Origin of the sequence: Pseudomonas sp. BF-R-30 (genome assembly GCF_019956175.1) — a bacterium.
GTDB classification, from domain to species: Bacteria; Pseudomonadota; Gammaproteobacteria; order Pseudomonadales; family Pseudomonadaceae; genus Aquipseudomonas; species Aquipseudomonas jessenii.
Map to the genome: position 1 here is coordinate 145594 of NZ_JAHBDE010000044.1, position 20748 is coordinate 166341.

A 20748-nucleotide genomic window follows, 5' to 3' on the forward strand; every position below is an offset into this window, starting at 1 on the left:
AGTGGTTAGCAGGCGCCCGGCAGGCCTACGTCAGCCCAGCATTTCCCGCATCCGATACCAGAACATGCCAAGGGCCAGCAAGGGTGAACGCAGGGCGCGTCCGCCGGGGAAGGTCATGTGCGGCACGGCGCTGAACACGTCGAAGCCTTTGCTGTGGCCGGCATGGATCGCTTCGCCCAACAACTTCGCGCACCAGTGGGTCACGTTCAGGCCATGGCCTGAATAGCCCTGGGCGTAGAACACGTTCGGGTGCTGGCTCAGGCGCCCGACCTGGGGGAAGCGGTTGGCCGAGATGCCGATCTTGCCGCCCCACTGATAGTCGATGCGCACATCGGCCAGTTGGGGGAACACCTTGAGCATCTGCGGGCGCATGTAGGCGCTGATGTCCGAAGGATCGCGCCCGGAGTAATGGCAGGCACCACCGAACAACAAGCGCCGGTCAGCCGAGAGCCGGTAGTAATCCAGGCCGACCTTCTGGTCGCACAGCGCAACATTGTGCGGGATCAGTTTTGCAGCGGCCTCTTGCGACAAGGGTTCGGTGGCGATGATGTAGCTGCCTGCCGGGAGTACTTTGCCGCTGAGCTTCGGTTCGAGCTCTTCCAGATGGGCATTGCAAGCAAGCACCAACGTGCCTGCACTCACAGTGCCACCGGCGCAGCGCACTTGCACCGTGCTGCCATGGATCAACTCCAGCACCGGGCTCTGCTCGAAAATCCGCACCCCAAGGGACTCGGCAACTTGCGCTTCGCCAAGGACCAGGTTCAGCGGATGCAAATGCCCCGAGCCCATGTCCACCAGGCCGCCGGCGTACACACCGGAGTTCACCACCTGTTCACGGATTTGTTCTGGCGCCACCAGGCGGGTTTCAAAGGCGTAGCCGGATTCAATCAGTTGCGCCTGCTCGGCCTTGAGCGCCTTGAACTGGGCCGGGGTATTGGCCAGTTCGCAGAAGCCCCAGCTCAGGTCGCAATCGATGCCGTGCTCGCGGATGCGATTGGCCACGACTTGCACCGACTCGTTCCCGGCGTGTTCCAGGTATTGCACGCCATCGGCGCCGATGTGCTTGGCGAAACCGCTGACGTCATGGCCGATACCACGAATCAACTGGCCGCCGTTGCGCCCGCTGGCGCCCCAGCCGATCCGTCGGGCCTCCAGCAGGACTACCGAGAGCCCACGCTGGGCCAGCTCGATGGCGGTGTTGATGCCGGTGAAACCCGCGCCGACCACACAGACATCGGCCACCAGGTCCGAGGCCAGCGCGGGGCGCTGCCTCATGCCCTTGGCGGACGCCGCGTAATAGGAGTGGGTGTGTTCCTTGGTGTACTGATTCATTTGTTGGACTTCACTTTGCTCCACGAACGGGTCATCAGGCGCATGATCGACTGCGGCGGCGTGGTGGAGATGTAGAGTTTGTCGAGGACTTCCTGGGACGGATAAACCTCGGGGTTGCTGACCAGCTCAGGGTCCATGTACTGCTTGGCGGCCGGGTTCGGGTTGGCGTAGCCGACCGACTCACTGACCTTGGCGATCACTTGCGGGTCCAGCAGGTAGTTGATGAAGGCATGAGCTTCCTTCGGATTGCTGGCGTCGGCAGGGATGGCCAGCAGGTCGAACCACAGGTTGGCGCCTTCCTTGGGAATGGCGTAGGCGATGTTCACGCCGTTGCCGGCTTCCTTGGCGCGGTTGGCGGCCTGGAACACATCACCCGAGTATCCGAACGCCACGCAGATGTCGCCGTTGGCCAGGTCCGAGACGTACTTGGAGGAGTGGAAGTAGGTGATGTAGGGGCGAATGCTCAGCAGCTTGGCTTCGGCCTTCTTGAAGTCCTCGGGGTTTTCGCTGCGTGGGTCCATGCCCATGTAGTTGAGCATCGCCGGGAACACTTCGTCCGCCGAGTCCATCATCGACACGCCGCAGGCGCTGAGCTTCTTGATGTTCTCCGGTTCGAACAGCACGGCCCAGGAGTCGATCTTGTCGATGCCCAGCACAGCCTTGACCTTGTCGACGTTATAGCCGATGCCGTTGGTGCCCCACAGGTACGGCACCGAGTGTGCGTTGCCCGGATCGTTTTTCTCCAGCAGCGCCAGCAATTTCGGGTCGAGGTTCTTGAAATTCGGCAGTTGCTCGCGATCGAGCTTGAGGAACGCGCCGGCCTTCACCTGGCGGGCGAGGAAGTGGTTGGACGGCACCACCACGTCATACCCGGTACGACCGGCAAGCAGTTTGCCTTCCAGGGTTTCGTTGGAATCGAATACGTCGTAGATCACCTTGATCCCGGTCTTGGCCTGGAAGTCGGCGAGGGTGGTTTCGCCGATGTAGTCGGTCCAGTTGTAGACGCTGACCTGTGGCTGAGCCTGGGCAACGGCGCTGAACAAGACCGCGAGTGCGGCCGGGACCATGGATTTCAATAGACGCATATCGATACCTTCTTGGAATTATTGGATTCTTCAGGTGATTTGCTTGGTATTCACGTGCCTCCTGTGGGAGCGAGGTTTTTAGACACTGAGCATCAGGAACTCACGCTCCCAGGAGCTGATCACCCGTTTGAAGTTCTCGTGCTCGGCGCGTTTGACCGCGACATAGCCCCGCACGAACTTGCTGCCCAGGTAACGGCCAATGGTGTCGCATTCTTCCATCTGGGTCAGGGCGTCCTCGATGGTGATCGGCAGGCGCAGGTTGCGGCGCTCATAGGCGCGGCCCTGTACCGCAGCGCTTGGCTCGATGCGTTCGACCATGCCCAGGTAACCACACAGCAGGCTGGCGGCGATGGCCAGGTACGGGTTGGCGTCAGCGCCCGGCAGACGGTTCTCGACACGCATGGCGTCGGGGCTGGAGGTCGGCACGCGCAGGCCGACAGTGCGGTTTTCTTCGCCCCACTCGACGTTCACCGGTGCCGAGGTGTCCGGCAGGAAGCGGCGGAAGGAGTTGACGTTCGGCGCGAACATCGGCAGCACTTTCGGGATGTACTTCTGCAGGCCGCCAATGTGATGCAGGAACAGCTCGCTCATGTTGCCATCGGCATCGGCGAAGATCGGCTGGCCGGTGGCAATGTCCACCACGCTCTGGTGAAGGTGCATGGCGCTGCCAGGCTCGTCGCCGACCGGCTTGGCCATGAAGGTTGCCGCCACGTTGTGCTTGAGCGCCGCTTCACGCATGGTGCGCTTGAACACGGTGATCTGGTCGGCCAGGTCCAGGGCGTTGCCATGACGGAAGTTGATTTCCATCTGCGCCGGGCCGTCTTCGTGGATCAGCGTGTCGAGGTCCAGACCTTGCAGTTCGCACCAGTCGTAGACGTCTTCGAACAGCGGGTCGAATTCGTTGGCCGCGTCGATGGAGAACGACTGACGACCGCTTTCGGCGCGGCCCGAACGGCCCATCGGCGCCTTGAGCGGCAGGTCCGGGTCTTCGCAGCGCTGGGTCAGGTAGAACTCCATTTCCGGCGCGACAATCGGCCGCCAGCCTTTATCGGTGTACAACTGCAGGACTTTCTTCAACACATTGCGCGGCGACAGTTCGATCGGGTTACCGAACTTGTCGAAGGTGTCGTGGATCACGATGGCGGTCGGCTCGATGGCCCATGGCACCACGTAGACGGCGTCGGCGTCCGGCTTGCAGACCATGTCGATATCGGCCGGGTCGAGCAGGTCGTAGTAGATGTCGTCGTCGACAAAGTCCCCGGTTACCGTTTGCAGAAGGACACTTTCCGGCAGGCGCATGCCTCGCTCATGCAGGAACTTGTTGGTCGGTGCAATTTTGCCGCGTGCAATGCCGGTCAGATCGCTGACGACGCACTCGACTTCGGTAATCTTGTGATCTTTCAGCCAAGTGAACAGCTGATCGAAAGGGACATTCATAAAGACCTCGTTATTGGTTTTATTAACGCCAGGAGAGACCGGTTTCATCCGCCGGACACTTCCCCTGTAGCGCGTTGACGACTATCTTGTGCGAGCCTTGCGGTTCCATCTATCCACTTTAAGCAGCACAAAACGCACCAAAAGAGTGCGTAAGGTCGCCCCATGACAGGTTCCAGTTCCCTCCAGGTCCAAGCGTTCAACACCGCCGATGTCGCCGAGCAAATCCGCGCCACGCCGGGCTGGGTGCAGCAATACCAGCAGATGTCGCCGGGGCACTTCGCGGGTCGGGTGCGTTATCTGGATCTGCAGGGCGTGGAGATTTACGAAGAGTCGATGAACACCCGGGTCGAGCAGAATTTCAGCGCGCCCCAGGGTTCGTTATCGTTCTGTTTCGATCGCGGTGACAACGCGCTGTACGTGTTGAATGGCGAAAGCCGCAACATCTGGATCACCCCGGAGAACTACCAGGAAATCGCCGTGGTGTTCGGGCCGGAGTTTGTAAAGCGCCACAGCCTGGACATCGCCAGGCTTGAAGGGTTGTTCATGGCACCGCTCAACGCCCAGCAGAACGCGCTGTTTTGCCGTTGGCTCAGCGGAACCTTGACGCGGCTGTCGCAGACCTTCGATCCACCGAGCCGCGAAGCGCTGACCCAGCAACTGCTGGAAGATTGCCTGTTCATCCTCGACAACGCGTGTGTCGGCCTCGACCAGGGCGCCTTGCAGCGTCGGGCCGGGGAGCGCTCGATCATGAAACGGGTAGGGGAATGGGCCGCTGACACCCCGGAAGAACATCTCAATCTGCTGCAGTTGTCCCAAATCGCGGGGTTTTCACTGCGTCAGTTGCAGCATGCGTTCAAGACCTACACCGGCATGTCGCCGACCCAGTGGCTGCGCCTGCGCCGACTCAACAGCGCCCACCGCGAATTGCTGAGTCGCACGCCGACGCAAACCACCGTGGCTGAAGTGGCGATGCGTTGGTCGTTCTGGCATCTGGGGCGGTTTTCCAGCAGCTATCGTGCGCTGTTCAAGGAATTGCCGAGCGACACCCTCAAGCGTGCGAGTGTCACGCTGTCCCCTGGTCGCGGCCGACGTTAGAACGTCGGCGGTGTAATCACCCAGATCACCACCGCATCGACATCGCCAGGGTTGCCATAGCGGTGCGGTTCCTGGCTGGAAAAGCTGAAGCTGTCGCCTTCATTGAGCTGGAAATGGCGCTCGCCCACCCACAACTCGAAACTCCCCGAGAGCAAGTAGCCGGCTTCTTCACCGTCGTGGCTGTAGCTTTGCTGGCTGTAGGTGCCGGGCGGGAAACGCGAGTGGAGCATTTCCAGTTGGCGGTTGGCTTGCGGTGTCAGCAACTGGTCGACGATGCCGTCTTCGTAATGCACGTTCAGGCGGCTGTTCTTGCGCACCACGATGCCATCGTCTTCGGGTGCGGTGACCGCTTCACTGGCGAAGAACCACTGGATGGTGACGCCGAGGCTGCGGGCAATGTTGAACAGCGCCGGAATCGAAGGGTAGGCGAGGTTGCGTTCCAGCTGGCTGATGTAGCCGGCGGTGAGTTCGCTCTGTTGCGCCAGTTCCGTCAGGGTCATGCCCCGACGCTTGCGCAGGCCGCGAATGCGCGTGCCGAGAAAATGCGGTTCGGCGTTGCCGGGTGCGGGCTGTGTGGTGCTGCTGTTGCTCATGGTCAAATCCGAACCGGGAGGAGTGGCGCAAATCCCCGTAGGAGCGAGCTTGCTCGCGATGGTCGCCAACGATAACGCTGGAAGCCTGACACCCAGCGGTGTTCTCGGGTCCATCGCGAGCAGAGCTCGCTCCTACAGGGTTGGTGTTAGCCGTCTAAGCCCCGGAGTATAAACAGCCTTAAAGCTCCCACGCGACTTTAAGGCCTTCATAAATCGCTTCTTCGGCGGTGCGCGGCGCCAGGCAGTCGCCGATCCGGCGAAACTCCACCAGCCCTTGCAACTCCGCACCCAGGGTATCGACCGGCTGATGCCCCTGGCACAGCACCAGGGTGTCGATGTTCTCCATCAGCATCGGTTCGCCACTGGCGGTGTGTTGCAGGTAAACCGTGTTGTCATCGCAGCCATACAACCGCGCATATGGCGTGATCGGCACGCCCAGTTTATGCAGCTCGCCGGCCAGTTGATCGCGCACGTACAACGGCAGGTTTTCCCCGCAATGGGTGCCGTTGACCGCCAGTTGTACCTGGTGCCCGGCGCGAACCAGGCGTTCGGCGATGCCGGGGCCGATCCAGTCGCAGCGCCAGTCGACCACCACCACCGAACGGCCGATCCGTACTTCATCGCGCAATACCTGCCAGGCGTCCACCACCTGCAACTCACCACCGCGCTCGAAGGGTGGCCAGTAGGGCTCGGCACCGGTAGCGACGATCACCATGTCCGGTTTTTCCTGTTCCACCAGTGCCCGGTCGACTCGGGTATTGCGCACTACGCGCACGCCGGCCAGTTCCATTTCCCGCTGCAGGTTGGTGCTGGCACCGCCGAACTCGCTGCGCCGGGGCAGCAATTGCGCGAGCAACACCTGACCGCCCAGTTGCGAACTGGCTTCGTACAACGTCACCTCATGGCCGCGCTGGGCCGCGACGGTGGCGGCTTTCATTCCGGCCGGGCCACCGCCGGCGATCATGATGCGTTTGCGCTGTGGCGCTTGTCGCCGTTCGCCGAAGATCAGTTCGCGACCGGTTTCCGGGTGCTGGATACAGGAAATCGGCAAGCCCTTGTGGAAGTGGCCGATGCACGCCTGATTGCAGGCAATGCACGCCCGCACGTCTTCGACGCGGCCGGTGTCGGTCTTGTTGGGCATTTGCGGATCGCAGATCAGTGCCCGGGTCATGCCGCACACATCGGCCTGGCCACGAGCCAGGATCAGCTCGGCTTCCTGGGGTTGGTTGATGCGTCCGGTGACGAACAACGGAATGTTCAAACTGGCCTTGAACGTTCCGGCTTCCTTGGCCAGGTACGCGGCTTCGATCGCCATGGGCGGCACGATATGCACCGCGCCGCCAAGGGAAGCCGAGGTGCCGGCGACGATATGCACGTAATCGAGCTGCGCTTGCAGTGACTGCACGGCGGCCAGGGATTCGTCCTCGGTCAGGCCTTCCGGGTCGCGCTCGTCGGCGGAAATGCGCAGGCCGATGATGAACTGCTCGTCGGTCGCCGCGCGCACGGCGGCGATGACCTCGCGCAGAAAACGCAAACGCTGGTCCAGCTCACCGTTGTAGCCATCGGTACGCCGGTTGACCCGCGGATTGATGAACTGTGCCGGCAGGTAACCGTGGCTGGCCACGACCTCGACGCCATCAATGCCTGCCTGATGCAGGCGGCGGGCGGCAGCGGCATAACCGGCGACGATATCGTCGATCATTGCCTGGTCCAGCGCGCGGGGCATCACCCGGAAACGTTCGTTGGGCACCGACGATGCGGAATAGGCCACCGCCAGCAGGCCATCGCTGGACTCCATGATCTCCCGCCCCGGATGGAACACCTGGGACAACACCAGGGTGCCGTGGGCATGGCAGGTTTGCGCCAGTTTGCGGTAGCCCTCGATGCACGCATCGTCGGTGGCCATCAGCACGTGGGAGGTGTAGCGCGCACTGTCATGTACCCCGGCCACTTGCAGCACGATCAGCCCGGCTCCGCCTTCGGCCCGTGCCCGGTGATAGGCGATCAATTGTTCGTTGACCAGGTTGTCGGTGGGCATCGAGGTGTCGTGACCACTGGACATGATGCGGTTTTTCAGGCGCTTGCCACGGATCTCCAGGGGTTCGAACAGGTGCGCGAAGGCGGGTGCAGAGGTCGTCATGTGGCGGGTACTCCTGGCAGGCTGACCTGTAGGAGCGAGCTTGCTCGCGATGGACGTTAACGATAACGCGTGTTGTCTGGATGAACGCGTCGCCCTCAGGTCCATCGCGAGCAAGCTCGCTCCTACAGTGGCATAAGGTTTTCGGTGTTGTTATTTTTATCTATAGAAATTTACCTTCAGTAAAAAATCAACTTGTTTTTTTACTATGCCTTGCAGTAGTTTCGTCTCGAGCCCGCTCCAGGGCCAAACCTCACAACAATAAAAAAGGGCTGCGCGGGCCTTGGGTCCCGTGGCACCTGCAAGAGGAACCACTGATGAAATCGCACACGCTCAAGCACGGTTTTTATCCCTTGGTGTTGTCCGTGGCCATGGGCCTGGGCAGCGCTCAGGCAGCATCGGACATGGTGGTGGTCGGATACGGCGGAGCCGGACAAAAAGCCCAGGACGTGGCGTTCTTTCAACCCTTCGCCGCCGTGGATCAAAGCAAAGTGATCCAGAGCGAATACAACGGCGAAATGGCCAAAATCAAAGTGATGGTCGATACCGGCAACGTCGACTGGGACGTAGTGCAGATCGAAGGCCCGGACCTGATGCGCGGTTGCGAGGAAGGCATGTACGAGCGCCTGGACTGGACCCGTCTGGGCCATGCCGACCAGTTGATCCCCGAAGCGGCACAGGAATGCGGCTCCGCTGCGCTGGTGTGGAGCGTGGCCATTGCCTATGACACCGACAAACTGGCCCAGGCCCCGACCTCGTGGGCAGACTTTTGGGACGTGAAGAAAACCCCCGGCAAGCGTGGGCTGCGTAAACGCGCGGTGTACAACCTGGAATTCGCCTTGCTGGCGGACGGGGTCAAGACCGATGACGTCTACAAGGTACTCAGCACCCCGCAGGGCGTGGACCGGGCATTCGCCAAACTCTCTGAACTCAAGCCTTACATCCAGTGGTGGGAGGCGGGCGCGCAACCGCCGCAATGGCTGACCGCCGGCGATGTGGTAATGACCTCGACCTACAGCGGGCGCATCGCCGACGCCGCGCAGAAAGGCAGCCACCTGGGTCTGGTCTGGCCCGGCAGCCTGTACGGCATGGATTACTGGGCGATCATCAAAGGGTCCAAACATGTGGATCAGGCCAAGCGATTCATTGCCTTCGCCAATCAACCGGACGCTCAGGTCAACTACGTGCAACAGATCCCCTACGGCCCGACCAACACCCAGGCCGCCGCACGGCTGGACGACAAACTGGCGCAATGGGTGCCCACCGCGCCGCAGAACCTCAAGGGCGCACTGTCGATGAACGTCGGTTTCTGGGTCGATCATGGCGAAGAGCTCGAAGAGCGCTTCAACGCCTGGGCCAGTAAATAAACACGGACGGCTGGACGTGTCCGAGCGTCCAGCCTTACTGTCTGCCCCAGCCGATCAGCCTGGAGAACCACAAGAATGAACAACATCGCCACCCACCTGGCACCCGAACGCAGCGCCACCGAGCAGCGCCTGCGTGAGGAACTGGCGGCCTGTTACCGCTTGATTGCGCACTTTCGCATGACCGATTTGATCTTCACCCACATCTCGGTGCGCATTCCGGGGCCGGAGCATCACTTTCTGATCAACCCTTACGGGCTGATGTTCGATGAAATAACCGCGTCCAATCTGGTGAAGATCGACCTTGATGGCCACGCCGTGGAACCGTCGCAGTACCCGGTCAATCCGGCTGGCTTCGTGATCCACAGCGCTATTCATGGCGCCCGCGAAGATGCGCAATGCGTGTTGCACACCCACACCAAATCCGGTTGCGCGGTGGCGGCGTTGAAGTGCGGGTTGTTGCCGGTGAACCAGATTTCCATGGAGTTCTACGGCCGTGTTGCCTACCACGACTACGAGGGCGTGGCGCTGGACCTGAGCGAGCAAAAAAGGCTGGTGGCGGACCTGGGCGACAAATCGGTACTGATGCTGCGCAACCATGGTTTGCTGACCGTCGGTGAGACGGTGAGCCAGGCGTTCCTGCGCATGTACTACCTGGAAAAGGCCTGTGAAATCCAGTTGGCCGCCCAGGCCGCCGGTGAGGTTGTACTGCCGTCGGACGAGGTCTGCGCGCATACCGAACGGCAGTTCAATGATCCGGGGCGGCCGTTGGAGGAGGGTGAGCTGGCTGATCCGGATGCCATGCAACTGGCCTGGGCTGCGTTGTTGAGAATGCTGGATCGAGTGGCGCCGGGTTACCGCGACTGATCCGGGTTCTGTGTTGTTTGAGCTGGCCCCTTCGCGAGCAAGCCCGCTCCCACAGGGGTAGGTGGGTGTACGCAAAATCTGTGACCAACACAAAACCCTGTGGGAGCGGGCTTGCTCGCGAAGCAGGCGCCACGTTCTAGCAGACTGGCAACTGACTGGAGAAGTAGCCCGCTCTTGCTGTACATTCGTTCAGCCCGCCGCTAACCCGCGCGGGCCTAAACGATTGAACCAAGGAGCGTGTCGCCCATGAATCAGGAAGCCCGTTTTTCCCGCATGGAACCGGAGTTGCGCAAAGCCAACCTGATCGAGGCGACGCTGGTGTGCCTCAAGCGTCATGGCTTCCAGGGCGCGTCGATCCGCAAGATTTCCGCCGAGGCCGGGGTCTCGGTGGGGCTGATCAGCCATCACTATTCCGGCAAGGATGAACTGGTGGCCGAGGCTTATATGGCGATCACCGGGCGGGTCATGACCTTGCTGCGTGACGCCATGGAGCAAGCCGCGCCGAATGCCCGGGAACGCTTGTCGGCGTTTTTTCGCGGATCGTTCTCCGCCGAGCTGCTCGATCCGCAACTGATCGATGCGTGGCTGGCGTTCTGGGGCGCAGTGAAAACCGCCGAGGCCATCAACCAGGCCCACGATCATTCCTATGGCGAGTATCGCGGCATCCTGCGCAAGGTGTTGGCGGAGCTGGCCCAGGAGGAGGGCTGGGAAAGCTTCGACGCCGACCTCGCCGCCATCAGCCTCAGCGCCTTGCTAGACGGCTTGTGGCTGGAGTCCGGGTTGAACCCCGGCACCTTCACCCCGGAGCAGGGCATCCAGATTTGCGAGGCCTGGGTCGATGGTTTGCAGGCCGGCGGACGACAGCGCTTTTGCGTGCAGACGAGCGACTGTTGATCAGTCGTTCAGCAATCGATACTCTCTGGCGCCGACGCAGGAAAACACTCTAATAAGAAACTGGCCCTCGGGCCTATGCCGGACACCAAGCGATGACTCCTCGGGTATTGATCGTCGATGACGATCCGCTGATTCGCGATCTGCTGCACGCCTACCTGTCCCAGGAAGGTTACGACGTCCATTGCGCCGCCACGGCGGAACTGGCGGAAACCTTCCTGGCCAGCCAGAGCGTCGACCTGGTGATGCTCGACATCCGCCTGCCGGGCAAGGACGGCCTGACCCTGACCCGCGAGTTGCGGGTACGTTCGGAGGTCGGGATCATCCTGATCACCGGGCGCAACGATGAAATCGACCGCATCGTCGGCCTCGAATGCGGCGCCGATGACTACGTGATCAAACCCCTCAATCCAAGGGAGCTGGTGTCCCGGGCGAAAAACCTGATTCGCCGGGTACGTCATGCGCAAACGCCAGCGCCCGCCATCCCGGCGGCAAAACCGGTCAAGCAGTTTGCCGACTGGGCGCTGGACACCGACCGCCGTCGCCTGATCGATCCGTCCGGCAGCGAAACCCTGCTGACCCACGGCGAATACCAGTTGCTCAGCGTGTTCCTGCGCAACAGCGGCCACACCCTCAGCCGCGACCAGTTGATGGACCAGATCCGCAACCGCGAATGGGTGCCCAACGACCGCTCCATCGACGTGCTGGTCGGGCGCCTGCGCCGCAAGTTGCATGACGATCCGGCCGAACCTCAGTTGATCATCACCATTCACGGCGCCGGTTACCTGTTCACCGCCAGCGTGGCGGCCTGAAGCTGATGACGCGATGGCTTTGCCTGCTGGCGATACTGGTGGCCGGCCATGCCGTCGCAGCGGACAAGGTGCGTTACTGCGATTACCCGGTGTACCCGCCGATCTCCTGGAGTGATGGCAAGCAGGTGCGCGGCCTGGCGCCCAGCGTGGTGAAGCACTTGTTCGGTCAACTGGGGTATGAAGTCGAGATGGTCGTGCTGGGCAACTGGAAACGCTGCCTGCTGGACGCCGCCGAAGGCCGGGTCGATGTGGTACTGGCCTACAGCACCGCGCAACGGGAGCAGAGCATGCTGTTCTCGACGGTGCCGGTATTGCGTGAAGAAGTGGCGTTGTTCGTCAACCGCCAGCATCCGGTGAAATTCGAACAACTGGACGACCTGGCCCGTTACCGCGGTGGCCTGTTGTTCGGTGAGAGCTACGGCGTGGAGTTCGATCGCATGGTTGCGCGCAACAACAATATCGAATGGGTTTCCGACAGCCACCAGAACTTCGGCAAGCTGATTCGCGGGCGCATCGACTTCATCACTCAGGAGCGGCGCACCGGCCAGCTGTACGTGGAAAACCTGCCCGGCGGCCAGGACATCGTCGCCTTGCCCAAGGCGTTGAACGTGGACTACCTGCGGGTTGCCGTGTCGCGGCGCTCGCCTTTGGCCACTCGCATGCCCGAGATCAATGCGCAGTTGCAGCGCATGATCGATGCCGGTGACATCGAGCGCTGGCTCAACGAAAGCGAAGTGACCTACCGCGACATGATCAACCTGCCGGCGGATGCGCAATGATTCGCGCCCGTCCCGGTGGACTGTTGCGACGCCTGTTGCTGTTCATTCTGTTGTTCAGCCTGTGCTTCACCGTGCTCGCCAGCAGCGTGCAACTGTACATCGAGTATCGACGGGAAATGCGCGATATCGATTCGCGCATGGAACTGATCCGCGCCGGGTACCTGGCCAGCCTGGAACGCAGCCTCTGGGACTTGAACCAGGAGCAGTTGAATGTGCAGTTGCGCGGGCTGGTGGACTTCTCCGACGTCGCGCGGGTGCACTTGACCAGCGCCGACTTCGACCTGGTACAGGGCAATCCGGCCCCTGCGGGACCGCTGCGCATCGAACGCTTTGCCCTGGACTATCAGCCGCCGTCCGGCCCTTTGCGCAACTTGGGTGAACTGGAAGTCAGCACCGATCTGGGGGCGGTGTACCAGCGACTCTACGCCACCGGTTTGACCAGCCTGTTGTGGATGGCGGTGTTTCTCTGCGGTCTGGCCGTTGCCTTGTCGGGCTTGTTTTATCGACTGGTGACCCGGCACCTGAAAGTCATGGCCGAGTTTGCCCGGCGTATCGCCGCCGGTGAATGGCAGGAACCCTTGCATCTGGACAAGCGCCGCGGCAGTGACGAAATCGACACCGTGGCCCATGCGCTGGACGACATGCGCCGGGCGATCCTGCGGGACATCGAGCGCCGGGAAACCGATCGGCTGGCCTTGCAGGACAACCGTGACGAGTTGCTGAAAATGGTCGAGCGCCGCACCGCCAGCCTGATGCGCGCCAAGGACGAAGCGGAAGCGGCCAACCTTGCCAAGTCGCGGTTCCTGGCGACCATGAGCCACGAACTGCGCACACCCCTCAATGGCATTCTCGGCATGGCCGAATTGCTGCGCGGCGCTCGGCTGGATGCCCAGGACGGCAAACGCCTGGATGCCTTGCACAAGGCCGGCGAAGGCTTGCTGACAATCCTCAACGAAGTGCTGTATTTCGCCAAGCTGGAGGAGGGCGTCAGCCATCCCGAACCGGTGGATTTCTCGCTGCGCCAGTTGCTCGACGAAGTACTGACTCTGCTGGAACCGCGAGCGCTGAACAACGACACGATCCTCAGTTGCCGCGTCGACCGGCGGATTGCCGAGCATCACCACGGCGCCGAGCAGTTCCTGCGCCAAGTGCTGAGCAACCTGCTGGCCAACGCGATCAAATTCACCGAAGGCGGCGAAGTCAGCGTCGAGGTGGGGCTTCTTGGCGAAACTGGCGAGCAGTTGGGACAGCGGCTGCGGGTCTGTGTCACGGATGACGGCATCGGCATTGCCCCGCAGATGCAGGAAAAGATTTTCGAGCGTTTCACCCAGGCCAGCGAAGAAGTCGCTCAACGTTTTGGGGGCACGGGGTTGGGGTTGGCGATCTGCAAACACCTGGTGGAGCAGATGGGGGGCTGTATCGGCGTGGACAGTGAAGAGGGGCGCGGCAGTTGCTTCTGGTTCGAGTTGTCCTTGCAGCCGGCCAGCGGCGTGGCTGAGGTCCCGCCGGTTCGGGCGGCGGGGCCAGCACTGAACATCCTGGTGGTCGAAGACGTGGCGCTCAACCGCGAAGTGGTCAAGGGCTTGCTGCAACGGGACGGCCACCGGGTGTGGCTCGCCGAAGAAGCGGATCAGGCGCTGCAACACTGCGCGGCGCAGGTGTTCGACCTGATCCTGCTGGACGTGCATCTGCCGGGCATTAGTGGTGTCGAGTTATGCCGCCAGATCCGCCACAGCGACGGGCCGAACCGCCATACCCGCATTTTCGCCCTGACCGCCAGCGTGCAACCGGCACTGGTGCGCGGTTATCTGGAGGCCGGCATGGACGGTGTCCTGGCCAAGCCCTTGAAGCTGGAAAACCTGCGCCAGGTGCTGGAAGGGCATACGCCCGTCGCCGAGTCGCTTGCGGGTGATGAAACGATGGACTGGCCGCTGTTACAGACCCATCGCAGCCTGCTCGGTGCGCAAAAGGTTCAGGGTCTGCTGGCGGTTCTGCGTGACTCGATCCTGCAGCACCGCGACGCGCTGAATGAAGCCATGGCCGCCGATGACTGCACAGAGGTCGCGCAACTGGCTCACCGCCTGGCCGGTAGCTGCGATTCCCTGGGTTTTCGGGGCTTGGCCAGCACGTTAAGGGCGCTGGAGACCTTGGCGCTGGCAAACGATGAATCGGCGATCCGCCGCATGAGCCTCACGCTCGATGAGCAATTGCAGCATTCGCTCGATACTCTCAAAGGCCTGTTGCAGAGCTGACGTACAGGTTTGTTACGACTTCGAACAACTTCGATCTTTACGGTCAACGCGAACTTACATGGCTTTCCAATAATCGACGCAACCGCCGCAGCGCGGTCTTCGAAGCTTATTGGAGATAATAATAATGAATTGCCGTAAAGCTGATCCGTCCCTGCGCCGTGACGTCCTGTCGCGCGCTGCGCACCTCTCTGACTGCTGAGGTGCCGACATGAACGAAAACACTGATCACAGCACTGATCGTAAAGGCATCCAGCTGACCCGGGCCCTCAAGAGCCGGCACATTTTCATGTTGTCCCTGGGCGGCGTCATCGGCACCGGGTTGTTCATGGGCTCTGGCGTGACCATCAACCAGGGCGGTCCGGTGGGGGCGATCCTGGCTTACCTGGTCGCGGGCTTCCTGATGTACCTGGTGATGGTCTGCCTGGGTGAACTGTCGGTGCAGATGCCGGTGTCCGGTTCGTTCCAGACCCACGCCACAAAATACATCGGCCCGGCCACCGGGTTCATGATCGGCTGGGTGTACTGGATGAGCTGGGCCACCACCGTGGGTCTGGAGTTCACCGCCGCCGGCATGCTGATGACCCGTTGGTTCCCGGAGGTGCCAATCTGGTACTGGTCGGCGCTGTTCGTGGTGGTGCTGTTCGGTATCAATGCCATGGCGACCCGCGCCTTTGGTGAAGCCGAATACTGGTTTTCGGGGATCAAGGTTGCGGCGATTCTCGGTTTCATCGTGGTCGGTGTGCTGGTGATCTTCGGCGTGATGCCCCTGAGCAGTGGCGCACCGGCGCCGATGGCGACCAACCTGATCGGCGATTCGCTGTTCCCCAACGGCCTGTCAGCCGTGTTCGCGGTGATGATGACCGTGGTCTACGCGTTCCAGGGTTGCGAGATCATGGGCGTGGCTGCCGGTGAAACCGATCAGCCGGAAAAAAGCATTCCCCGCGCCGTGCGCAACGTGGTGTTCCGCGTGCTGATCTTCTACGTGCTGGCGATCATCGTGCTGTCGGCCATCGTGCCGTGGCAGCAGGCCGGCCTGATGGAAAGCCCGTTCGTGCAGGTGTTCGACATGGTCGGCATTCCCTATGCGGCGGACCTGATGAACTTCGTGATCCTTACCGCGATCCTGTCGGTGGGCAACTCCGGCCTGTATGCGTCGACGCGCATCCTGTGGGCAATGTCGAAAACCGGCATGGCGCCCAAGAGCCTGTCGCCGCTGAGCAAACGTGGCGTGCCGCTGCGTGCCTTGAGCATCACTTTGTGCTTCGCGTTGGTGTCGCTGATGACCAGCTTCGTCGCCGCCGACACCTTGTTCATGGTGTTGATGGCGGTGAGCGGCATGTCCGGCACCGTGACCTGGATTGTCATCGCGCTGGCGCAGTACAAGTTCCGCAAGGCGTATTTGCGTGACGGCGGCAAACTCAGCGACCTGAAATACCGCGCACCGTGGTTCCCGGTGCTGCCGCTGATGTGCATCACATTGTGCTGCTCGCTGTTCGTGTTCCTGGCCCTGGATGAAACCCAGCGTCCGTCGCTGTATTGGGGCTTTGGATTCATTGCGCTGTGCTATGGCGCGTACTTCCTGATCCATCGCAAGCGTCAGGGGGTATTGGCGCCGAGCTTGCCGACTGCCTGATTCCTTGAAGCAAGCACATCCCTCTGTGGGAGCGGGCTTGCTCGCGAAAGCGGTAGATCAGTCGACAGAGATGTTGAATGTGATGCCGCCTTCGCGAGCAAGCCCGCTCCCACATTGGTTTTGTGGTGGGCAGTCGATCTGCGACTTAGTCCTCTGTGATCAGTTGTTCGAAGTTGTAACAGCACCATCGGCACATCCCTCGCAATCCGAATAATACCTAATAAAACCAATGACTTGGCGACAGTGGCGGCTTGTTACAGCCCATTTCCAAGCCGATTGCCGCCTTACTGAACACTCGTTTAGTATGGCCTCAAGTCGCATCACCTCAGACCAAACACAATAATTCGAGGATTCCCATGACCACTCAATCGTCGCTGCTCAGTCAGGTCGAAGCAGGCGTTGCCTGGATCACCCTCAATCGCACGGCCCAGCGCAATGCGCTGGACATTCCGACGCTGAGAAACCTGCACGGCCTGCTCGACGCTTACAACGCCGATCCAGCGGTGCGCGTGGTGGTGCTCACCGGTAGCGGCCGCAGCTTCTGCGCCGGCGCGGACCTTGATGAATGGGCCGATGCCGAAGCCCGGGGTGCGTTGGAAACCTACGGCTGGACCGAAACCGCCCACGCCTTGATGACCCGCCTGCACAGCCTGGAAAAACCGACCATCGCCGCCATCAACGGCACCGCCGTCGGCGCCGGGATGGACCTGACCCTGTGCTGCGACCTGCGCATCGCCGGGCAATCGGCACGCTTCAAGGCCGGCTACACCAGCATGGCGTACTCGCCGGACGCCGGCGCCAGTTGGCACTTGCCGCGCCTGATCGGCAGCGAACAGGCCAAGCGTCTGCTGTTCCTGGACGAATTGTGGGGCGCCGACCGGGCCCTCGACGCCGGTCTGGTCGGCGATGTCTGTGCCGACGATCAATTGCTGACGGTTACCAGCGAACTGGCCGCACGCCTGGCCGCTGGCCCGACCTTTGCCTTCGCCCAGACGAAGAAACTCATGCGTGAAGGCGCCGAACGCAGCCTGGCCGAACAACTGCAGGCCGAACTGGCCGCCGGCCTGTTGTGTGGTCGCAGCGAAGACGGCAACGAAGCCCTGCGCGCCGCCATGGAAAAACGCCCGGCACGCTTCATCGGTCGTTGATACCTCTCCATCTCCCAGAACACGAACAACAGGTAGCACCATGAATTTCCAACTGACCCAAGAACAAGAAATGTTGGTGGACTCGGTACGCAGCTTCGTCGAGAAGGAACTGCTGCCCTATGAAGAGCAAGTCGACCGCGCCGACGAGGTTTCCCCGGAACTGGCAGCGCAGATTCGCCGCAAGGCCATCGCGGCAGGTTTCTACGCCTTCAACATGCCCGAAGAAGTGGGTGGCGGTGGCCTGGATTACCTGTCCCAGGCGCTGATCGAGCGCGAGCTGTCCAAGGTGTCCTGGGCGCTGCACGTGTTTGTCGCACGGCCGTCGAAAATCCTCATGGCTTGCAAGGGCGAACAGATCAACGACTACCTGTTGCCGTGTATCCAGGGCGAAAAAATCGACTGCTTCGCCTTGACCGAACCGGGTGCCGGCTCCGATGCCAATGCGATCAAGACCCGCGCCGTGCGTGAAGGCGACGACTTCATTCTCAACGGCAGCAAGCACTTCATTAGCCACGCCGGCCACGCCGATTTCGCCATCGTCTTCGCCGTCACCGACACCTACGAACACAACGGCAAGAAGCGCAACGCCGTGACCTCGTTCCTGGTCGACCGCAACACCCCGGGCATGACCATCCGCCGTGGGCCGAAGTGCGTGAGCAACCGTGGTTATCACACCTTCGAAATGTTCTTCGACGACTGCCGCGTGCCGGCCAGCAAAGTGCTGGGCGAAGTCGGCAAGGGTTGGGACGTGGCCAACGCCTGGCTGACCGCCGGGCGCGTGATGGTCGCGGCCAACTGTGTCGGTCAGGCCCAGCGCGCACTGGACGTGTCCTTGCAATGGGCGGCGGACCGCAAGCAATTCGGCCAGCCGATCGGTACCTATCAAGGCGTGTCGTTCAAATTGGCCGACATGGCCACGCAACTCCGCGCCGCCGAACTGCTGACCCTGCACACCGCCTGGAAAATGGACCAGGGCACCATGACCGATGGCGAGGCCGGCATGGCCAAGCTGTTCGCCAGTGAAGTGCTCGGCCGTACCGCCGACGAAGCGGTGCAGATCTTCGGCGGCATGGGCCTGATGGACGAAGGTCCGGTGGAGCGCATCTGGCGTAACGCGCGGATCGAACGGATCTGGGAAGGCACTTCCGAAATCCAGCGCCACATCATTTCCCGCGAGCTGCTGCGGCCGCTGCTGCGCTGATCGGCCCGGAGAACTCCCATGTCCCACACCATTCGTGACAACCTCAAACGCATGCTTGCGCCGCAACACGTGGCGTTCGTCGGCGGCCGCAGCATGGCCCGCGCCCTCAAGCGCTGTGCCGAAGGCGGCTACCAAGGGCAAATGTGGCTGGTCAATCCGCAGCACGACAGCCTCGAAGGCGTTCCTTGCGTGCGCAGCGTGGCCGAGCTGCCTTGCGGCCCGGACGCGGTATTTATTGCGACCAACCGTGAGTTGACCCTGACTTGCGTGGCCGAACTGGCCGCCATCGGTGCAGGCGGCGCGATCTGCTACGCCTCCGGCTTCGCCGAGACCGGTGCCGAAGGCCAGGCCCTGCAACAGCAACTGCTCAAGGCCGCTGGCGACATGGCCTTGCTCGGCCCCAACTGCTACGGTCTGCTCGATTACCTGCACAGCTCCGCTCTGTGGCCGGTGGCCCACGGCGGCAACGCAGTCGGGAAGGGCGTGGCGGTGCTGACCCAGAGCGGCAACTTCGCCTACAACCTGTCCATGAGCGACCGCTCGCTGCCGGTGGCCTACATGGTCTCGGTGGGCAATCAGGCGCAACTGGGCGTGGCTGAACTGATGGACGTGTTGCTCGACGAACCTCGGGTCACCGCCATCGGCCTGCATCTGGAAGGCCTGAAGAATGTGCCGGGTTTTGCCCGCGCTGCGCACAAGGCTCTGGAGAAGGGCATTCCGATCATCGCCCTGAAAACCGGCGTGTCGCAGATCGGTGCCGAACTGGCCTTGAGTCACACCAGTTCGCTGTCCGGCTCCGATGCGCTGTATGACGCGTTGTTCGACCGTCTCGGGGTGATTCGCGTCAGCGGCCCGGTGAGTTTTGTCGAAACCCTCAAAGCCGCGGCCTGCGGCAATCTGCCGGCGGGCAACAGCCTGATTGCGCTGGCCTGTTCCGGTGGCGACGCCGGGCTGATTGCCGACTATGCCGAACGCAACGACCTGGGCCTGCCGAAACTCGATCAAGGGCAGGTCGGCGAACTCGCGCAAGTGCTGCCGACCTACGCCAACCTGGTCAACCCGCTGGATTTCACCACGGCGATCTGGGGCGACGGCGAAGCCTTGAACCGCATGCTCGACAGCGCGCTGCGCACCGAAGCCGATGCGGCGATGCTCGTGCTCGACTATCCGTCGGAGTTCACCGGCGAACGCAAGGAATGCGACCTGCTTCTGGAGTTGTACTGCGCGGCACTGCAACGTCACGGCAAGACCGGCTTTGTCACCTCGGCCTTCCCCGAGTTGCTGCCGGCCCATGCCCGTGAACGTCTGCACACCCAAGGCGTCGCAGCCTTGCAGGGCGTTGAAGACGGGTTGGCCGCGTGGGGCCGCATCGCCGGTTATCAGCGCAATCGCCATACCTTGCTGGCTTTGGGGGAATCGGCGCTGGTGCCGTTGTGCCCGCAGGCGCTGGAAGGCGAGGGACGCGTGTTCAATGAATGGGATTCCAAACAGGCGTTAAAAGGCTTTGGCCTGCCGACGCCCAACGGCGTATTGAGCACGCCGGACAAGGCCCTGAAGGACGCAGAAACCCTGGGCTATCCGCTGGTACTCAAAGCGGTCAGCGCTCAACTGCCACACAAGACCGAGGCCGGTGCCGTGGCGCTGAACCTCAAGGATGGCGCGGCATTGAGCGCTGCACTGGAGAAGATGCGCACCAGCATTGCCGCTTACGCCCCGGGCGTCGTGTTCGATCAGCTGTTGCTCGAACCCATGGCCAAGCCGCCACTGGCTGAGCTGATTGTCGGCATCAAGCGCGAAAACGATTTCGGCCTCGCCCTGGTGATCGGTGCCGGCGGCATTCTGGTGGAGTTGCTCAAGGACAGTCGCAGTCTGTTGCTGCCGACCACCGACGGCGCGATCCGCAATGCCTTGCTCAGTCTGCGCAGCGCACCGCTACTGCAAGGTTTCCGTGGTCGCGAGTCTGCTGACCTGGACGCCCTGGTGGCCGCGATCCGCGCCGTGGCCGATTACGCCTGCGAAAACGCCGCGCAGTTGCTGGAACTCGATGTGAACCCATTGTTGGTCAGTGCCCAAGGCACGACTGCGGTCGATGCGTTGATTCGCTTCGGCCACGAGTGAGGAC

General features: G+C 61.9%; 16 protein-coding genes. 11 read left to right on the top strand and 5 right to left on the bottom strand.

What is annotated here, in order from left to right; translation table 11 throughout:
• Positions 1-30: 30 nt before the first annotated feature.
• The 3 genes from KGB20_RS21220 to KGB20_RS21230 all read right to left on the bottom strand — a co-directional run bounded on the left by KGB20_RS21220 (position 31) and on the right by KGB20_RS21230 (position 3854).
• On the bottom strand, positions 31-1332 hold the full coding sequence (locus tag KGB20_RS21220; RefSeq protein WP_150813219.1) for an NAD(P)/FAD-dependent oxidoreductase: 1302 nt from the start codon (positions 1330-1332) through the stop codon (positions 31-33).
• The gene (locus tag KGB20_RS21225; protein WP_154908986.1) at positions 1329-2417 is read right to left on the bottom strand and encodes a polyamine ABC transporter substrate-binding protein; all 1089 of its coding nucleotides are present in this window, start codon (positions 2415-2417) and stop codon (positions 1329-1331) included. The genes KGB20_RS21220 and KGB20_RS21225 overlap by 4 nt, the downstream gene beginning before the upstream one ends.
• Before the next feature lie 78 nt (positions 2418-2495).
• Positions 2496-3854 carry a glutamine synthetase family protein gene (locus tag KGB20_RS21230; RefSeq protein ID WP_150813217.1) on the bottom strand — a complete coding sequence of 453 codons (1359 nt, stop codon included), beginning with the start codon at positions 3852-3854 and terminating at the stop codon, positions 2496-2498.
• A gap of 162 nt (positions 3855-4016) precedes the next feature.
• Between KGB20_RS21230 and KGB20_RS21235 the strand changes: the two genes are divergently transcribed.
• On the top strand, positions 4017-4949 hold the full coding sequence (locus KGB20_RS21235; protein ID WP_154908987.1) for a helix-turn-helix domain-containing protein: 933 nt from the start codon (positions 4017-4019) through the stop codon (positions 4947-4949).
• Here KGB20_RS21235 and KGB20_RS21240 read toward each other — a convergent pair.
• Together KGB20_RS21240 and KGB20_RS21245 are read right to left on the bottom strand one after the other, a co-directional pair.
• Positions 4946-5542, bottom strand: coding sequence for a cupin domain-containing protein (locus KGB20_RS21240; RefSeq protein ID WP_090455087.1), 597 nt, complete (start codon positions 5540-5542; stop codon positions 4946-4948). The genes KGB20_RS21235 and KGB20_RS21240 overlap by 4 nt on opposite strands.
• A gap of 178 nt (positions 5543-5720) precedes the next feature.
• Entirely contained in the window at positions 5721-7682 is a 1962-nt protein-coding gene (locus KGB20_RS21245) for an FAD-dependent oxidoreductase (protein ID WP_154908989.1), read from the bottom strand.
• Between the two features lie 314 nt (positions 7683-7996).
• Between KGB20_RS21245 and KGB20_RS21250 the strand changes: the two genes are divergently transcribed.
• From KGB20_RS21250 to KGB20_RS21295, 10 genes are all read left to right on the top strand, one after another.
• The gene (locus KGB20_RS21250) at positions 7997-9046 is read left to right on the top strand and encodes an ABC transporter substrate-binding protein (RefSeq protein ID WP_223532967.1); all 1050 of its coding nucleotides are present in this window, start codon (positions 7997-7999) and stop codon (positions 9044-9046) included.
• A 75-nt stretch (positions 9047-9121) separates the two neighbouring features.
• The gene (locus tag KGB20_RS21255) at positions 9122-9910 is read left to right on the top strand and encodes a class II aldolase/adducin family protein (RefSeq protein ID WP_154908991.1); all 789 of its coding nucleotides are present in this window, start codon (positions 9122-9124) and stop codon (positions 9908-9910) included.
• 246 nt (positions 9911-10156) lie between these two features.
• Positions 10157-10804 carry a TetR family transcriptional regulator C-terminal domain-containing protein gene (locus tag KGB20_RS21260; RefSeq protein ID WP_090455090.1) on the top strand — a complete coding sequence of 216 codons (648 nt, stop codon included), beginning with the start codon at positions 10157-10159 and terminating at the stop codon, positions 10802-10804.
• A gap of 92 nt (positions 10805-10896) precedes the next feature.
• Complete coding sequence (locus tag KGB20_RS21265; RefSeq protein ID WP_154908993.1) at positions 10897-11613, top strand: response regulator; 717 nt, start codon at positions 10897-10899, stop codon at positions 11611-11613.
• Between the two features lie 5 nt (positions 11614-11618).
• Entirely contained in the window at positions 11619-12392 is a 774-nt protein-coding gene (locus KGB20_RS21270; RefSeq protein ID WP_154908994.1) for a substrate-binding periplasmic protein, read from the top strand.
• A complete protein-coding gene (locus tag KGB20_RS21275; protein ID WP_154908995.1) occupies positions 12389-14644 on the top strand; it encodes an ATP-binding protein in 2256 nt (751 codons plus the stop codon). Before KGB20_RS21270 ends, KGB20_RS21275 begins: the two co-directional genes overlap by 4 nt.
• 208 nt (positions 14645-14852) lie before the next feature.
• Complete coding sequence (locus tag KGB20_RS21280) at positions 14853-16277, top strand: amino acid permease (RefSeq protein WP_154908996.1); 1425 nt, start codon at positions 14853-14855, stop codon at positions 16275-16277.
• A 356-nt stretch (positions 16278-16633) separates the two neighbouring features.
• Complete coding sequence (locus tag KGB20_RS21285) at positions 16634-17425, top strand: enoyl-CoA hydratase/isomerase family protein (protein ID WP_154908997.1); 792 nt, start codon at positions 16634-16636, stop codon at positions 17423-17425.
• 40 nt (positions 17426-17465) lie between these two features.
• A complete protein-coding gene (locus KGB20_RS21290) occupies positions 17466-18626 on the top strand; it encodes an acyl-CoA dehydrogenase family protein (protein ID WP_154908998.1) in 1161 nt (386 codons plus the stop codon).
• Between the two features lie 18 nt (positions 18627-18644).
• Positions 18645-20744, top strand: coding sequence for an acetate--CoA ligase family protein (locus KGB20_RS21295; protein WP_154908999.1), 2100 nt, complete (start codon positions 18645-18647; stop codon positions 20742-20744).
• Positions 20745-20748: the final 4 nt, after the last annotated feature.

What these genes read in the sequence shown, in the direction of transcription:
- KGB20_RS21220 (WP_150813219.1), bottom strand. Translation starts at nt 1,332, where the DNA reads ATGAATCAGTACACCAAGGAACACACCCACTCCTATTACGCGGCGTCC.
- KGB20_RS21225 (WP_154908986.1), bottom strand. Translation starts at nt 2,417, where the DNA reads ATGCGTCTATTGAAATCCATGGTCCCGGCCGCACTCGCGGTCTTGTTC.
- KGB20_RS21230 (WP_150813217.1), bottom strand. Translation starts at nt 3,854, where the DNA reads ATGAATGTCCCTTTCGATCAGCTGTTCACTTGGCTGAAAGATCACAAG.
- KGB20_RS21235 (WP_154908987.1), top strand. Translation starts at nt 4,017, where the DNA reads ATGACAGGTTCCAGTTCCCTCCAGGTCCAAGCGTTCAACACCGCCGAT.
- KGB20_RS21240 (WP_090455087.1), bottom strand. Translation starts at nt 5,542, where the DNA reads ATGAGCAACAGCAGCACCACACAGCCCGCACCCGGCAACGCCGAACCG.
- KGB20_RS21245 (WP_154908989.1), bottom strand. Translation starts at nt 7,682, where the DNA reads ATGACGACCTCTGCACCCGCCTTCGCGCACCTGTTCGAACCCCTGGAG.
- KGB20_RS21250 (WP_223532967.1), top strand. Translation starts at nt 7,997, where the DNA reads ATGAAATCGCACACGCTCAAGCACGGTTTTTATCCCTTGGTGTTGTCC.
- KGB20_RS21255 (WP_154908991.1), top strand. Translation starts at nt 9,122, where the DNA reads ATGAACAACATCGCCACCCACCTGGCACCCGAACGCAGCGCCACCGAG.
- KGB20_RS21260 (WP_090455090.1), top strand. Translation starts at nt 10,157, where the DNA reads ATGAATCAGGAAGCCCGTTTTTCCCGCATGGAACCGGAGTTGCGCAAA.
- KGB20_RS21265 (WP_154908993.1), top strand. Translation starts at nt 10,897, where the DNA reads ATGACTCCTCGGGTATTGATCGTCGATGACGATCCGCTGATTCGCGAT.
- KGB20_RS21270 (WP_154908994.1), top strand. Translation starts at nt 11,619, where the DNA reads ATGACGCGATGGCTTTGCCTGCTGGCGATACTGGTGGCCGGCCATGCC.
- KGB20_RS21275 (WP_154908995.1), top strand. Translation starts at nt 12,389, where the DNA reads ATGATTCGCGCCCGTCCCGGTGGACTGTTGCGACGCCTGTTGCTGTTC.
- KGB20_RS21280 (WP_154908996.1), top strand. Translation starts at nt 14,853, where the DNA reads ATGAACGAAAACACTGATCACAGCACTGATCGTAAAGGCATCCAGCTG.
- KGB20_RS21285 (WP_154908997.1), top strand. Translation starts at nt 16,634, where the DNA reads ATGACCACTCAATCGTCGCTGCTCAGTCAGGTCGAAGCAGGCGTTGCC.
- KGB20_RS21290 (WP_154908998.1), top strand. Translation starts at nt 17,466, where the DNA reads ATGAATTTCCAACTGACCCAAGAACAAGAAATGTTGGTGGACTCGGTA.
- KGB20_RS21295 (WP_154908999.1), top strand. Translation starts at nt 18,645, where the DNA reads ATGTCCCACACCATTCGTGACAACCTCAAACGCATGCTTGCGCCGCAA.